This window comes from Pseudomonas sp. P4_C8 (genome assembly GCF_056401975.1).
The window spans coordinates 73,047-86,205 of sequence record NZ_JBFUIH010000013.1 but is presented as its reverse complement, the minus strand read 5'-3'; the positions used below and the strand labels follow the sequence as shown (position 1 = coordinate 86,205).

The 13,159-nt window shown below is 61.3% G+C and carries 15 protein-coding genes; 2 read left to right on the top strand and 13 right to left on the bottom strand.

Going from position 1 to position 13,159, the window contains the following annotated elements:
• The 3 genes from AC1DWM_RS10810 to AC1DWM_RS10800 are packed head-to-tail and all read right to left on the bottom strand — an operon-like array spanning position 1 to position 2,560.
• A complete protein-coding gene (locus AC1DWM_RS10810) occupies positions 1-903 on the bottom strand; it encodes a transporter substrate-binding domain-containing protein (RefSeq protein ID WP_477795180.1) in 903 nt (300 codons plus the stop codon).
• Between the two features lie 37 nt (positions 904-940).
• On the bottom strand, positions 941-1,291 hold the full coding sequence (locus tag AC1DWM_RS10805) for a RidA family protein (protein WP_477795179.1): 351 nt from the start codon (positions 1,289-1,291) through the stop codon (positions 941-943).
• A gap of 27 nt (positions 1,292-1,318) precedes the next feature.
• Positions 1,319-2,560, bottom strand: coding sequence for a D-amino acid dehydrogenase (locus AC1DWM_RS10800; RefSeq protein ID WP_477795178.1), 1,242 nt, complete (start codon positions 2,558-2,560; stop codon positions 1,319-1,321).
• Positions 2,561-2,669: 109 nt separating this feature from the next.
• Here AC1DWM_RS10800 and AC1DWM_RS10795 point away from each other — a divergent pair, with 109 nt between their 5' ends.
• Positions 2,670-3,587: a LysR family transcriptional regulator gene (locus AC1DWM_RS10795; protein ID WP_477795177.1), complete on the top strand. Its 918-nt coding sequence runs from the start codon at positions 2,670-2,672 to the stop codon at positions 3,585-3,587.
• An 18-nt stretch (positions 3,588-3,605) separates the two neighbouring features.
• Here the strand turns inward: AC1DWM_RS10795 and trhA are convergent, their stop codons facing one another.
• Positions 3,606-4,223 carry a PAQR family membrane homeostasis protein TrhA gene (gene trhA, locus AC1DWM_RS10790; protein WP_223518097.1) on the bottom strand — a complete coding sequence of 206 codons (618 nt, stop codon included), beginning with the start codon at positions 4,221-4,223 and terminating at the stop codon, positions 3,606-3,608.
• A 183-nt stretch (positions 4,224-4,406) separates the two neighbouring features.
• Between trhA and AC1DWM_RS10785 the strand changes: the two genes are divergently transcribed.
• Positions 4,407-5,321, top strand: a complete 915-nt coding sequence (locus AC1DWM_RS10785; RefSeq protein WP_477795176.1) for a LysR family transcriptional regulator — start codon at positions 4,407-4,409, stop codon at positions 5,319-5,321.
• 113 nt (positions 5,322-5,434) lie between these two features.
• Here the strand turns inward: AC1DWM_RS10785 and madM are convergent, their stop codons facing one another.
• From madM to mdcA, 9 genes are all read right to left on the bottom strand, one after another.
• Positions 5,435-6,199: a malonate transporter subunit MadM gene (gene madM, locus AC1DWM_RS10780; protein ID WP_223518091.1), complete on the bottom strand. Its 765-nt coding sequence runs from the start codon at positions 6,197-6,199 to the stop codon at positions 5,435-5,437.
• A gap of 1 nt (position 6,200) precedes the next feature.
• Positions 6,201-6,617: a malonate transporter subunit MadL gene (gene madL, locus AC1DWM_RS10775; protein WP_223518088.1), complete on the bottom strand. Its 417-nt coding sequence runs from the start codon at positions 6,615-6,617 to the stop codon at positions 6,201-6,203.
• A 64-nt stretch (positions 6,618-6,681) separates the two neighbouring features.
• A complete protein-coding gene (mdcH, locus tag AC1DWM_RS10770; RefSeq protein WP_223518086.1) occupies positions 6,682-7,593 on the bottom strand; it encodes a malonate decarboxylase subunit epsilon in 912 nt (303 codons plus the stop codon).
• Entirely contained in the window at positions 7,590-8,210 is a 621-nt protein-coding gene (locus AC1DWM_RS10765; protein ID WP_477795175.1) for a malonate decarboxylase holo-ACP synthase, read from the bottom strand. The genes mdcH and AC1DWM_RS10765 overlap by 4 nt, the downstream gene beginning before the upstream one ends.
• Positions 8,204-9,007, bottom strand: a complete 804-nt coding sequence (gene mdcE / locus AC1DWM_RS10760; protein WP_477795174.1) for a biotin-independent malonate decarboxylase subunit gamma — start codon at positions 9,005-9,007, stop codon at positions 8,204-8,206. Before mdcE ends, AC1DWM_RS10765 begins: the two co-directional genes overlap by 7 nt.
• Positions 9,004-9,867 (bottom strand): biotin-independent malonate decarboxylase subunit beta, encoded by an 864-nt coding sequence (locus tag AC1DWM_RS10755; RefSeq protein WP_477795173.1) that lies wholly within the window; start codon positions 9,865-9,867, stop codon positions 9,004-9,006. The genes mdcE and AC1DWM_RS10755 overlap by 4 nt, the downstream gene beginning before the upstream one ends.
• Complete coding sequence (locus AC1DWM_RS10750; RefSeq protein ID WP_223518077.1) at positions 9,860-10,159, bottom strand: malonate decarboxylase subunit delta; 300 nt, start codon at positions 10,157-10,159, stop codon at positions 9,860-9,862. Before AC1DWM_RS10750 ends, AC1DWM_RS10755 begins: the two co-directional genes overlap by 8 nt.
• Positions 10,159-11,049 (bottom strand): triphosphoribosyl-dephospho-CoA synthase, encoded by an 891-nt coding sequence (locus AC1DWM_RS10745; RefSeq protein ID WP_223518074.1) that lies wholly within the window; start codon positions 11,047-11,049, stop codon positions 10,159-10,161. The genes AC1DWM_RS10750 and AC1DWM_RS10745 overlap by 1 nt, the downstream gene beginning before the upstream one ends.
• Positions 11,049-12,719 carry a malonate decarboxylase subunit alpha gene (gene mdcA, locus AC1DWM_RS10740; RefSeq protein WP_223518071.1) on the bottom strand — a complete coding sequence of 557 codons (1,671 nt, stop codon included), beginning with the start codon at positions 12,717-12,719 and terminating at the stop codon, positions 11,049-11,051. Before mdcA ends, AC1DWM_RS10745 begins: the two co-directional genes overlap by 1 nt.
• Positions 12,720-13,159 lie beyond the last annotated feature (440 nt).

Genomic DNA, 13,159 nt, shown 5'->3' with positions numbered 1-13,159 from the left:
TTACTGCACCGGATCGCTCGTCGGCTTGACGATGATCGCCTTGAGTTCACTGGTCATCGGGAACTCAAGGTTCAACCCCTTCGGCGGGATCGGCTGTTCAAACCAGCGCTGGTAGATGCCATTGATCTCGCCCGAACTGTACAGATCGGCCAACGCGCCATTCACCAAGGCGAGGAATTGCGGATCATCCTTGCGCACCATGCAGCTGTAGATTTCCCGCGATTGTTCCTCGCCGACCACCACCCATTTATGCGGATCCCGCGCCTTGGCACGTTCGCCATAAAGCAACGCGTCGTCCATGTAGAACGCCGCCGCCCGACCCGACTGCAGCATCTGGAAGGCTTCGCCGTGGTCCTTGGCGCTGATCACGAACATGTCGATCTTGTTGTCGACGTTGTAGCTCTTCAGAAAACGCTCGTTGGTGGTGCCGGCGGTGGTCACCACGTTCTTGCCGCGCAGGTCGGCGAAACTCTTGATCCCGCTGTCCCTGGCCGTCAGCAGCTGGCCTTTGACGTAGATGAAACCGTAGGAAAACGCCACTTGCTTCTGCCGTTCGGCAGTCACGCCCGTGGAGCCGCATTCGAGGTCGACGGTGCCGTTCTGCACCAGTGGAATCCGCGTCTGGGAAGTCACCAGAGTGTATTTCACCTTGAGCTCAGGCAGCGTCAGTTGCTGGCGGATGCGCTCGACAATCTTGCTCGCCAGATCCACTGAATAACCCATCGGCTGCCCCGTGTGATCGCCCACGTAGGAAAACGGCACCGACGCATCGCGATACCCAAGGGTGATGCTGTTGGCATTGGCGATCTTGCCCAATGTGCCGGTCAGCGGCGCTTCATTGGCTTGAACCTGACTACCGAGCAACAGCCCGAGGGTGCAGCCGAGCAACGTGATTTTTTGCATTGTTATTCTCCGTTGTGGGTGTTGGATGCGGGTGGGTTCAGATGCGGGCCGCAGTGACGGTGATTTCCACCAACACTTGCGGGCGCGCCAGATCGGCCTGCACCGTGGTGCGGCTCGGCGCCTGTCCCGGTGACAGCCAGGCCGACCAGGCTTCATTCATCGCCGAGAAATCGGCATTGATGTCTTTCAGATAAATCGTCGCGCTCAGCAAATGATCTTTGTCGCTACCGGCCTCGGCCAGCAACGCGTCGATTTTCGCCAGTACTTCGCGGGTCTGACCGGCGGCATCCAGGGCATCGCCCGACACCTGACCGGAGAGAAACACCAGCTCGCCGAAGGTCACGGCGCCTGACAGGCGTGGGTTGCTGTGAAAACGTTCAATGGTCATGACGGGGTCCTTTTCTGACAGGGAAATTCAAGCGACCGGGTGGCTGAAACCCAGCAGGTCGATGGAAGTCTGGCGCTGGCTGATCAGCTCACTGAGTAACTGGCCGCTGCCACAGGCCAGGGTAAAACCCAGCGCGCCATGACCGAGATTGAGCCACAGATTGCGGTAGGCCGTAGCGCCCAGCAGCGGTACTCCGCTGGGGGTCGCTGGACGCATGCCGGCCCACTCCACGGCGGCATCGTAATCGCCGGCATTCGGGAACGTGTCGCGGGCCTGGCGCTTGATCAGGCTCAAGCGTTCGGGATCGACGGCCGAGTCGAAGCCGACAATGTCGACCATCGCCGCCACACGCAATTGCTCACCAATGCGCGCATACACGATCTTGCGGTCGTAGTCGGTGATGCTCAGCTCGGGCGCCCGGTGTTCGGCACCGATCGGCAGCGTCAGGCTGTAACCTTTCAGGGGATAGAGCGGTAGCCGCAGGCCAGGCAGCGCCAGCAGCGGACTGCGATGGCCGGCGGCAATTACCAGCTGCTCGACCGGCAACAGCTCGGCACCCAACTCAATGGCGGTGACCGCGCCGTTGCGGTGGTGAATGCCGGTCACGGCGTGGCCCAGGCGAAATTCGCAACGGCCGGACGCCTTCAGTCGCGCCGCCAGTTGTTGGCAAAAACCATGGCAATCGCCGACTTCTTCGTCTGGCGTATAGATCGCGCCGACAAAAGGGGCATCGGCCAGCGCCGGTTCCAGCTGCGTACACTCGGCGGCAGACAACACCTGCTGTTGCTGCGGATCGGCCAGGCCTTGTCGCGCTTTCCCGAAGCTGGCGGGGTTGCGGAATGTCACCAGTTTGCCATTGCGCCGCCATTGGAAACCGCTCAGCCCATCGTCTTCGCGCCAGGTTTTCAGTGTGCTCTGGCTGAACAGCGCCAGGCGCAGCAGATGCGCGGCGTTCTCACGGTTGACCGAATGGCGGCACGCGGCGAGGAACGATGCCATCCAGCGCCATTGCGTCGGGTCGAGACGCGGACGTAGCTTCAATGGCGAGTCGCCGCGCAGCATCCAGCCGATCGCCTGTAACGGCACGCCGGCGTCCGCCAGTGGCGCCACGTAGCGATAGGACAACTGGCCGCCGTTGGCGAAACTGGTTTCGCTGCCCAGCGAATCCCGGGCCTCGACCACCGTCACCTCGAAGCCGTCGCGCACTAGCGCATACGCCGTTGCAAGGCCAATCACGCCACCGCCGATAATGCACGCACGCTGAACCATGTCCGTCCCTAAAACCGTTGTGAAGGCGAGGCCGAGGTTAGAGCCAGGTGACAGGCGGCGAACAATGAATAAAGATGCCGAACCCATAAACAAAGGTTATGGACTTGCCATGCGTCTTCGTCATATCGAAATTTTCCAGGCGATCCGCCAGACCGGGTCGATCAGTGCGGCCGCGCAATTGCTGCACGTCTCTCAGCCGGCGGTGACCAAGGTGCTGCAGCACGCCGAGCAGCAACTGGGTTTCCCTCTGTTCTTGCGGGTTCGCGGCAAATTGCAGGCAACGCCGGAAGCGCTGGAGCTGGAGCGTGAAGTCGATAAGGTCACCGAAAGCCTGCAAGGCGTGCGGCGCCTGGCCCAGAGCTTGCGCCGCGAGCCGGGCCATAGCCTGCGCATTGGCGCCACCCCGGCGCTGGCCCTGTCATTGCTGCCGCCGGCGATTCACGAGTGGACCGTGCGCTACCCGGACATCGCCTGTGAACTGTCGAGCGCCCATAGCCGCGAACTGGTGCAGAACCTGCTGATGCGCGAAGTGGATGTCGCCCTGACCCTGCAACGACCGGATCATCCAGGGCTCAAGGCCCAGGCGCTAGCGTCCGGCGTTCTGGTGGCGCTGGCGCCCGCCGGTTACTGGTCGGCAGCGGAGGCAGGCACACCGTTGCCGTTGATGGCGCTGGCGGATGCTCCGCTGATTGGTTTGTCCAGCGCCGACCCGTTGGCGGCCCGACTCGACAGTTACCTCGAAGCGGTGGAGCCGCCGCCCCGGATACGCATCGCAGTGCAGACCTATTCACTGGCCCGGGCGATGGTGGAATCCGGCGCCGGATTGGCGGTGATCGATCCATTCACGGCACTCGGCGCCTCCCCCGCCGCGACGACGATTCGCCCGTTGACCCCGCCGCTGCCTATCACTCTGTACGCGGTAACCCGCGCCACCGAACCGCCGCCCCACACCTTGAATGATCTGTTGCAAGTGTTCAGCCGCCGCGCCCAGGAACAACTGGATCGCTTGATCCCTGCGCAGGATTAAATGTAGGAGTGCGGTGGTTTAGAGGACATAAAAGAAAATCGCCACAAAGTGCAGCAAGCTCCCGGCAATCACAAACAAATGCCAGATCCCGTGCGCATGCCGCAGCCGATGGTCCAGGGCAAAAAAGATAATGCCCACGGTGTACAAAATCCCGCCCGCCGCCAACCACGCAAACCCCGCAGTGCCCAACGCCGCGAGTAACGGCTTGACCGCTACCAGCACGATCCAGCCCATCACCGCGTAAATCACGATCGACAGAATCCGTGCTTCGGAACGCGGCTTGATCTCTTGCAGGATGCCGATCAGCGCCAGCCCCCAGACAATTCCGAACAGCGTCCAGCCCCACGGCCCGCGCAGGGTCACCAGACAAAACGGTGTGTAACTGCCGGCGATCAACAGATAGATCGAAAAGTGATCAACCTTCTGCATGATCGCTTTCTTGCGCCCGCGCACGCTGTGGTAAACAGTCGAGGCGCTGTACAGGACCATCAAGGTGAAACCGTAAATCGCCACGCTGACGATCTTCCACGGACTGCCGTCCATGCTGGCGATGACCAGCATCCAGACCACCCCGACCGTTGCTGCCACCGCCCCGACCAAATGCGTCCAGGCGTTCAATCGTTCCCCGTGATACATGCGTTGCTCACCTCAAAATTTGATGCAACATCGCGCAAACTGTAGGCGCTGTCGAGTGCAACGAGGCTGCGCTTTTTTCAAGATCAAAAGATCGCAGCCTCGTTTCACTCGACAGCTGCTACATAGCTGCTACAAAACATCGCATGCGTGCACAATCGAGCCATTCGAATAAGAGTCCGGGCCATGCTGATCGATGAAGAATTGACCCTGAAAAAACTCGAGGTGTTCCTGGCCTTTATGCGCACCGGCAATCTCGCCCGCGCCGCCGCCGAGTTGCAGACCAGCAACGTCAGCGTGCACCGGGCGATCCACTCCCTGGAAAGCGCCCTGCGCTGCCCGCTGTTCAAACACGAGGGCCGTAACCTGACGCCACTGGAAAGTGCCTATGTGCTCGAAGAGCGAGCACAGAAGCTGATTCAGGACGTGGTCGAAACCGTGCGCCTGACACGCGAAGCCGCCGGTTTTTCCGCTGAACGCTTCAAGCTCGGCTCGCTGTACTCACTGACGGTGAAGACCGTGCCGCAGCTGATCATGGGCCTGAAAATCCGCCGCAGCGAACTCAACATCGACTTGATCCTCGGTTCGAACTTCGACCTGTTGTACAAGCTCAAGAACATGGAAGTCGACGCGATCCTGGTGTCGCTGGACGAGAGCGTCAATGACCCGGACTGCGAGCAGATTCCGCTGTTTTCCGACGACATCTTCCTCGCGACGCCAGCGGATTCGAAGTTTGCCCAACGCGCCGAGGTCGACCTGGCCGAAGTGCGCGACGAGACGTTCATTACCCTGACCCAGGGCTTTGCCACGCACCAGGACGGTAATCGGGTGTTCAAGCAGGCGGGGTTCGAGCCGAAGGTGGCGATGCAGGTCAACGACATCTTTACCCTGCTGAGCATGGTCAGCTCAGGGGTGGGTTATGCGTTGCTGCCGGGGCGGATTGCGGCGGTGTATGAGAACCGGGTGAAGCTGATACCGTTGCAGGAACGCTATCGGTTGCAGCAGCACATCGGGGTGGTGTTCTTGAAGGCCAAGGAGCGCGATCCGAACTTGCTGGCGCTGCTGGCGGAGTGCCGGATGTACGCCAATAGGCAGAGCTGAGACCGCGTCGCGACCATCGCGGGCAAGCCTAGCTCCTACAGGGATCGCGTAAATCCTGTAGGAGCGAGGCTTGCCCGCGAAGGCGCCAGAACAGTCAGCGATGATCTACCGGTTTAACCCACAATCCCGCGAACAATGAAGTACAACAACGAAGGCCCAAGCAAGCAGCCAAGCCCGGTGTGGAACGTCGCCGTCAACGCGCCATAAGGCACCAACCGCCGATCCGTCGCCGCCAGCCCGGCCGTCACGCCGCTGACCGTCCCGGCCAACCCGCCAAACACCATCGCCGAACGCGGGTTATCCAGCCCCATCCAGCGTGCCGCCATGGGCGTGCCGACCATCACCAGAATCGCCTTGATCAACCCGGTGGCAATCGACAGCGCCATCACATCGGAACTGGCGCCAATCGCCGCCCCGGTCACCGGCCCGACGATGTACGTCACCGCGCCCGCGCCGATGGTGGTCATGCTGATCGCATCACGATAACCAAACGCCCAGGCCATGCACGCGCCGACAATGAACGGCAATATCGTGCCAAGCAGTAGCGCGATCACGCCAATCAACCCGGCTTTTTTCGCTTCGCTGGCCTGAACTTCGAATGCAGTGGCGACAATGGCAAAGTCGCGCAACATCGCGCCGCCCATCAACCCAATGCCAGAAAACAGGGTCAAATCCGCCAGGCCTTTTTGCCCTCCCGTCAGGGTACCTCCGACCCACGCCAGGACCAATCCGATGACAATGGCAATCGCCGAGCCGTGAATCCGCCCGAATGTCAGGCGCTTCGACAAGACAACCGACACCCACATGATCACGCCAACGAACGCGAACGCGGTGACCAGACTGTTGGTGGTCAGGCCTTTCTCGATGAGTTCCCACATATCAGCGACCTCCTACAGGTGTGCCGACCGGGGTAATGTCCACCGGTTCATCGGGCAAGGGTTCGCCTTTATGCGTCCGGCTGATCAAGGCAATGGTGCAGCCGCAGATCACCACCGAACCGATCGCCGCGAGCACCGCCACTGGCCCGCCATGCAAGGCCGTCACCACGTTTTGTTGTGCGGCCATGGCGACCACCACCGGAATGTACATGGCGCCCCAGAAGCCGACGCCCATCTCGCAATCCTTGGTCATGCCGCCGCGTTTTTGCATCCACAACCGCGCGCAAATCAGCAAGATCATCGCGATCCCGACCCCGCCAACGTTGGATTTAACGCCCAGCAACATGCCAAGCGCATCGCCCATGATCACTCCCGCCAGCGTACAGATCGCCAACAGCGCCACACCGTAAATAATCATTGTTGTAGTCCTCAAAATGCATCGTCGAATGTTGTTTTTGTTGTTCGAAGGCCTGAGTCGCGATCTAAGGTTGGCGGCTTCCCTCCTCACGCAACAGCGCCTGCAAGGTATCGAGCCGCGCACCGTCGAAGGCAATCACGGTGCCCTGCTCGAACACCCGGCGCGCCAGCCCGGTCAGCACCGCACCGGGCGGCAGTTCGATCTGTAGACGTACACCGCGCTCGTAAGCGCTTTGCACGGTGCCGCGCCAATCAACGACGCGGCACATGTTGAAAGCCAGGTCGTCGCGCAAGGCTTCGACGTTGATGATGGGCCGGGCGCGGCTGCCACTGAGATAGCCCAACGTTGGCGTTTTCAGCGGCACCCTGGCAAAGGCTTCGGCCAGGGTTTTAGCCGGCGCATCCAGCAGCGGACAATGCGACGGCACGCTGACCGCCAGCCGCTTGGCCAGACCTGCACCGCAACGTTTCGCCAGCGTCGCCACCGCGTTCATCGCCCCGTCGCTGCCGGCAACCACTATCTGGTTATCGGCATTGATATTGGCCAGGTAAACCGGCGTGTCGACGCTGTGAACCTGCGCCAGCAAGCCTTCCACTGTGGACAACTCCAGGCCGATGATCGCGGTCATGCCGTAGCCCTGTGGATAAGCCTGCTGCATCAACTCACCACGCAGGCTGACCAGATGCAGCGCATCGCTGAAACTCAAGGCACCGGCCACCACCGCTGCCGGGTAAGCGCCGATGGACAATCCGGCCACGTAATCCGGCGCGATGGATAACTGACGTGCCGCCGCGACACCGGCGATCAACAGGCAAAGCTGAACCGCACGGGTCGACTTCAAGGCCTCGGCGCCATCCAGCAACAACGTGTCTTCGCCCAACACATCACTCGCTTCGATCAGCGTCTCGCGAGGCAAACGCTGGAGCATGCCTGGCTGCTGCGCGCCCTGGCCGGGAAATACCAGCAAACTGCTCACGCGGCTTGCTCCTGCGGGTTCCACGGATCGATCACCAGACAGGCTTCGGTGGCGTTTTTCAGCAATACACATCCTGCAGAACCGGCCCATTCGCGCAGGGCCACAGCGCCGAACGGCGTCTGCAACTGCATGTCCACCGGGCACACAGCCGCATCCAGAATTTTCACCAATGACTGCGCCTGAGAACGCTCCAGCGCTTGCGGGGTGCGCAAGATCAAGTCGAGATCACTGCCCTCGTGCAAGGCAACAAAGCCGCTGGCCAATTCAAACCCGGCGCTACCGCTGACACCCCACACCCAACCACAGCCGTTGAGTATCGGCCGCAGTCGATTGAGGGCGCGTATTGCAGGCAAGTCCCGATCCGTCGAAACGTGACAAAGGTCTTCCGGTTTGACCCGCCGCTGAATCGCATCGACCGACATCACCGTTGCAAAACGCTGTTCACGCAAGCGCCCACGCACGCCGACCGCGACCATACCCGGCGCGCTAACCGCACGCCGAACCACCACTGGCTGCCCCGCACCGAGCGAGTCGATCACCCACACAGGCGCATCCACCGGCAGTTGCTCCGGGGTCATTCCCCAGAGCAGATCGTGGGCCATAAGCGTGTTCACCACTGCGCTCTCAACAGTTGGCGAACCTTGCTCGACGCCCCGCGATTGCTCGCACCCAAGCGGCTGCTCAGATCGCGACCGCTGGCGGCTACATCGCCAATCGCCTGATTCAGGCATTCAGCCACCCGCGCCAGATCGGCTGCAGTCGGCTGCTCAATCTGTTCCACCGACAGGGTTTCCCACAGCAAACCGAGACTGGCGTAGCTGTCGATGTCATAGGCCATCGGCGGCACGCTCGCGGCCAGCACTTCCAGTTCTTCAACGCTGCGCAAGGTCACTCGCGCCGCCGAGGCCTTGCCCATCGCATGCACCATTACACCTGGATCGCGCAGGGCAATCAGCCGATTGGCCTGATACCCATGGGCCAGAAACGCGCCGGACATCGCCTTGCCCACCAGCAAACCAATCACCGCATGACCGGCCAACCGCGCACGGGCGTAACTGTCTGCCGCCCCGGCCAATGCCTGGTGAATGCCGAGGGCTTCTTCGCGTCGGCCATAAGCCTGACTCGGCACATCGACGATGGCGATCAAGGCGCGTTTGTGCGGTTTTTCACTGTCAGCAGCAATGACTTCATCCACAGCCTTGGCCAAACCCCAGCCTTCCAGCAGTCCCACTTCACCGTTACGCGCACGGACAAAACGGTTGTCCGGATCAGCCACCACCGCGATAAACCGGACAGGCTGATCACCCAGCACACCATCGGCCACCTTCAATGAAGCCGGCAAACCTTCGACCGGCTTGGCCCCTGCGCTCAAGGCGTTGAACCAGTTCAAACCTCTTAGCGAATAGGTGCTCATGAGCGCGCTCCTTGATACAGATCGCGAACCGTCGCCGGTTCGATTTGTGGTGTGGCGTCCAGCCGTGCCAGCCGTTGCAGGTACAGATCCGCCTGACGGCTGCGTTGTTGCGCCGGCAAACCTTGTTGCAGCAGTTCACTGACCTGCTGCTGAATCTGCGCCACATCATCGGCGGCATAACGATCCACCAAACCGCTGGCGAAACGCTGTTCGCCACCGGTCAGGCTCCAGATGAAAGGACGGTCGCGGGAGTCGTATTCCTCAAGCCCGGCTTCTTGTTCGATCACTTGCGGGCCATTCAAGCCAAGGCGCGCTTCCTGGGTCACCAGCAAATAACTGCACAACCCGGCGGCAATCGACATCCCGCCAAAGCAGCCGACGCTGCCGGCCACCACACCAATTACCGGTTGGTATTGGCGCAGGTCGACAATCGCTGCATGAATATCGGCAATCGCCGCCAACCCAAGGTTGGCTTCCTGCAAGCGCACGCCGCCGGTTTCCAGCAGCAGCACGGCGCGGGTTGGAATGCCGTTGCGATTATCTTCAGCGGCCAATTCCAGCGCACCAGCAATCTTCGCCCCGCCGACTTCACCGAGGCTGCCGCCCTGGAATGCACCTTCGATGGCGGCGATGACCATCGGCAAACCACCGATGCTGCCCTTGGCGATCACTACGCCGTCATCGGCTTGCGGTACCACGCCCTGGCGCTCAAGCCACGGCGACATAACTCGCTGAAATGGGTCGAGCAATTCGCGGAACGTGCCGGGGTCGAGCAAGGCTTTCGCTCGTTGCCGGGCGCCGAGTTCGATGAAGCTGCGTCTTTGTAGGTATGGCTGCAAGAGTTCTGCGCTGTCAGTCATGGCCAATCTCCTCAAAGCCTTGTTCCAGACGCAAGCGCACCACGCCCGGTGTCGCGCCGAAATCGTGGATATCAATCGCCATCGCTGGCGGTGTCTGACCGTCGAACATACGCGCGAACAGATGTTGCCAGCGTTGCTGCGCGCCATTGACCGAGGTCTGTACGTTGATGGTCAGCTTGCCGGCCTGACCCGGTTCGATCAGCACTTCCAGATCGCCCGAGCCGACACAGCCCACCAGCGTGCGACCGCGTGGCGGCTGCCCGGCGGGGAATTCAAAGGATAAAGTTTCCATCAAAACGCTTCCCTTCTTGAATGGCAGAGGATGAGGCCATCGCCCGACTCGATACGGTCAATAAACAGGCAGGCTGCGAGCAAGTCGGCAGCACCACCGGGCGAGGCATTCAAAGCGATTAATTGTTCATCCAACTCATGCAAACGGCGGCGACCGGCGAGGCTGGCGCTGCCACCCGCGTCGAGCACGGCCTGGGCGCCAAGTTGCATGGTTTGCAGACCTTGTTCGCCCGCGCGGTAGAGCACGCAGGTGTCGGCCAGTCGGGTCATGATTGCCAGCAAGGCATCGAGCCGGGCGTTCTGTTCACCGTGACCGGCGGCGCGGCTGTGCTTGAGTTGCGGCAATGCCCGTTGAACCACAGAAGGAAAACCCAGTTGCGCTTCTTCACGGGCACCACGGGCGCCGTAACGCTGGGCGACTTGGGCGCCGTGGCTGAAGGAACGTGGCTCATAGCGGTCGTCGAGTAACGCCAGGCGTGCGGCGCGCAAGGTGATGGAACTGGCCGCGCTGCATTCAGGCTCCAGCGCCGCAGCAGTGACCAACAGGCCCAGGGCCCAGATCGCCCCGCGATGGGTATTCACACCGCCCGTGTTGGCGAGCATCGCTTGCTCCCCTTCCCGGCCAATCCGCCCCACCGCTTCGCGCAGCGGCAAACCGATTTCGCCACATTCGATAGCGGATTCGGCCATTTCCTTGAACGCAGACCAGAGTGACAGCGCCGAGGCGTGCATCAGCCCCAGGTGCAAATCGGTGTGGGCGCCGTTGCCGCGACGATCGACCAGCGCCGGTTTCGGCGACAGGTCCGCTTCGTCGATCAGCGCATCCACTGCCAGGTCGGCCAGCCGCTCGGCCAGGGTCAAGGTTTTCGGTTGCAGGTTAAGTGCGTGCATTACCAGCTCCTGAACTTGGCGGGCGGGTTGTAGAGGCCACCGGACCACTCGACCAGATCAGCCACGCTTTTGGCCGCAAGCAGTTCGCGGGTGGCGTCGGTGCGGCGGATGCCAAGGTCTTCGGGCAACGCGATCAGGCCTTCGCGGCGCATGCGCGCGGTGTCTTTCGGATTGTGACGCAGGCCAATGGCGGTCACCCCGGCGACAGCGGCGATCATCGCCTGGCGTTCTTCCAGCGAACGCGCCTTGTACAAGTAAGCGATGCCTTCTTCGGTCAGCAGGTGGGTGACGTCGTCGCCGTAAATCATGATCGGCGCCAGCGGCATACCGCTTTTCTTCGCCACGTCGATCGCGTCGAGGGTTTCGACGAAGGTCGGTTTGCCACCCTCCTGGAACGTCTCGACCATTTGCACCACGAGTTTTTTGCCGCGTTCAAGCAAGGCTTCAGGCGCATCGTCGTGGCGCATGTCGAGCCAGGCCGGCGTGCCGTGACGGCGACCGCGCGGGTCGTGGCCCATGTTAGGTGCCCCACCGAAACCGGCCAGCCTTCCGCGTGTCACGGTGGAGGAATGACCGTCGCCATCGACTTGCAAGGTCGCGCCGATGAACAGATCCACTGCGTATTGCCCGGCCAGTTGGCAGAACATCCGGTTGGAACGCAGCGAGCCGTCACGGCCGGTGAAGAACACGTCTGGCCGGGCGGCGATGTAGTTTTCCATGCCCAATTCGGTGCCGAAGCAATGCACGCTTTCGACCCAGCCGCTTTCGATCGCCGGGATCAAGGTCGGGTGCGGATTGAGCGTCCAGTTGCGGCAGATTTTGCCTTTCAATCCGAGGGATTCGCCGTAGGTCGGCAGGATCAACTCGATGGCGGCGGTGTTGAAACCGATACCGTGATTCAGCGACTGAACGTTGTGTTTTTCGTAGATGCCACGGATCGCCATCATCGCCATCAGCACGTGTACGGGCTTGATGTGCCGTGGGTCGCGGGTGAACAGCGGTTCGATGTAGAACGGCTTGTCGGCCACCACCACAAAATCGACCCAGGACGCAGGGATGTCGACGCGAGGCAGGTCCGTCACGTCGTCCACCAATTGATTGACCTGGACGATGACGATGCCATCGCTGAAGGCTGCCGGTTCAATCAATGCGGGAGTGTCTTCGGTGCTCGGGCCGGTGTAGATGTTGCCGGCGCGGTCGGCCATGAAACCGGCCGAGAGCACGACGTTGGGAATCAAGTCGACCACCAGCCGCGCATAGAGCTCGATGTAGGTGTGGATCGCGCCGATTTCCAACAGGCCGTCTTCCAGCAACTGGCTGATACGCAGGCTTTGCGTGCCGGCAAAGGAGAAATCGAGTTTGCGGGCGATGCCGCGTTCGAACAGGTCCAGATGCTCGGCGCGGCCGACGCTGGGCATGATCATGTGCAGGTCATGCAGCTTGGCGGGATCGGCCTTGACCAGTGAGCGGGACAGGAAATCCGCCTGCTTCTGGTTATTGCCCTCCAGCACCACGCGGTCGCCGGGCAGGATAAGCGCCTCCAGCGCCGCGACTATTTTGTCGGTGGGCAGGACCACACCGTCGGCCAGATCCTTGACCAACGCCAGACGCCGCTGCTTTTCGCTACGCCGGCGCGTCCATCGCGAGTCGGGGGATATTGTTGTTGTCATGACCACTCCACGGGTTCGCTTTCGTGGGAGTCACCTTAGGAGTGTTGGGTGGGGGCATCAATCAAGCTGAGCGGTGGATCGTTACGGTCAGGGTAATGGTTGACCGGGCGGACGCCATCGCGAGCAGGCTCACTCCTACATTGGATTTGCGCCGTACACAAAACCTGTAGGAGTGAGCCTGCTCGCGATGGGGCCAGAACATTCACCGTAGCATCACAGTCTGGTCATCTGATGCACGCGAATCAGTCCCAAAAAAGGACCTTTCAGTCCCTTTTTGGGACTCTTCAACCTTTTCCGGTCGATTGAGGTTTTGTGTTTAAAAGTTTGTTCGCAGGAAGGGTGTGAGGCTACGCAGTCTGACGGCGCTGCCTACAGCAATGCCGGAAGCCGCTGACTGGTGGGGTTTTGCGCTGAGCTTTATCGTTTGTGGGTCGCTGACA

Bases quoted from the DNA above. Each gene is read 5' to 3' on its own strand.
- AC1DWM_RS10810 (WP_477795180.1), bottom strand. From the start codon at position 903: ATGCAAAAAATCACGTTGCTCGGCTGCACCCTCGGGCTGTTGCTCGGT.
- AC1DWM_RS10805 (WP_477795179.1), bottom strand. From the start codon at position 1,291: ATGACCATTGAACGTTTTCACAGCAACCCACGCCTGTCAGGCGCCGTG.
- AC1DWM_RS10800 (WP_477795178.1), bottom strand. From the start codon at position 2,560: ATGGTTCAGCGTGCGTGCATTATCGGCGGTGGCGTGATTGGCCTTGCA.
- AC1DWM_RS10795 (WP_477795177.1), top strand. From the start codon at position 2,670: ATGCGTCTTCGTCATATCGAAATTTTCCAGGCGATCCGCCAGACCGGG.
- trhA (WP_223518097.1), bottom strand. From the start codon at position 4,223: ATGTATCACGGGGAACGATTGAACGCCTGGACGCATTTGGTCGGGGCG.
- AC1DWM_RS10785 (WP_477795176.1), top strand. From the start codon at position 4,407: ATGCTGATCGATGAAGAATTGACCCTGAAAAAACTCGAGGTGTTCCTG.
- madM (WP_223518091.1), bottom strand. From the start codon at position 6,199: ATGTGGGAACTCATCGAGAAAGGCCTGACCACCAACAGTCTGGTCACC.
- madL (WP_223518088.1), bottom strand. From the start codon at position 6,617: ATGATTATTTACGGTGTGGCGCTGTTGGCGATCTGTACGCTGGCGGGA.
- mdcE (WP_477795174.1), bottom strand. From the start codon at position 9,007: ATGAGCACCTATTCGCTAAGAGGTTTGAACTGGTTCAACGCCTTGAGC.
- AC1DWM_RS10755 (WP_477795173.1), bottom strand. From the start codon at position 9,867: ATGACTGACAGCGCAGAACTCTTGCAGCCATACCTACAAAGACGCAGC.
- AC1DWM_RS10750 (WP_223518077.1), bottom strand. From the start codon at position 10,159: ATGGAAACTTTATCCTTTGAATTCCCCGCCGGGCAGCCGCCACGCGGT.
- AC1DWM_RS10745 (WP_223518074.1), bottom strand. From the start codon at position 11,049: ATGCACGCACTTAACCTGCAACCGAAAACCTTGACCCTGGCCGAGCGG.
- mdcA (WP_223518071.1), bottom strand. From the start codon at position 12,719: ATGACAACAACAATATCCCCCGACTCGCGATGGACGCGCCGGCGTAGC.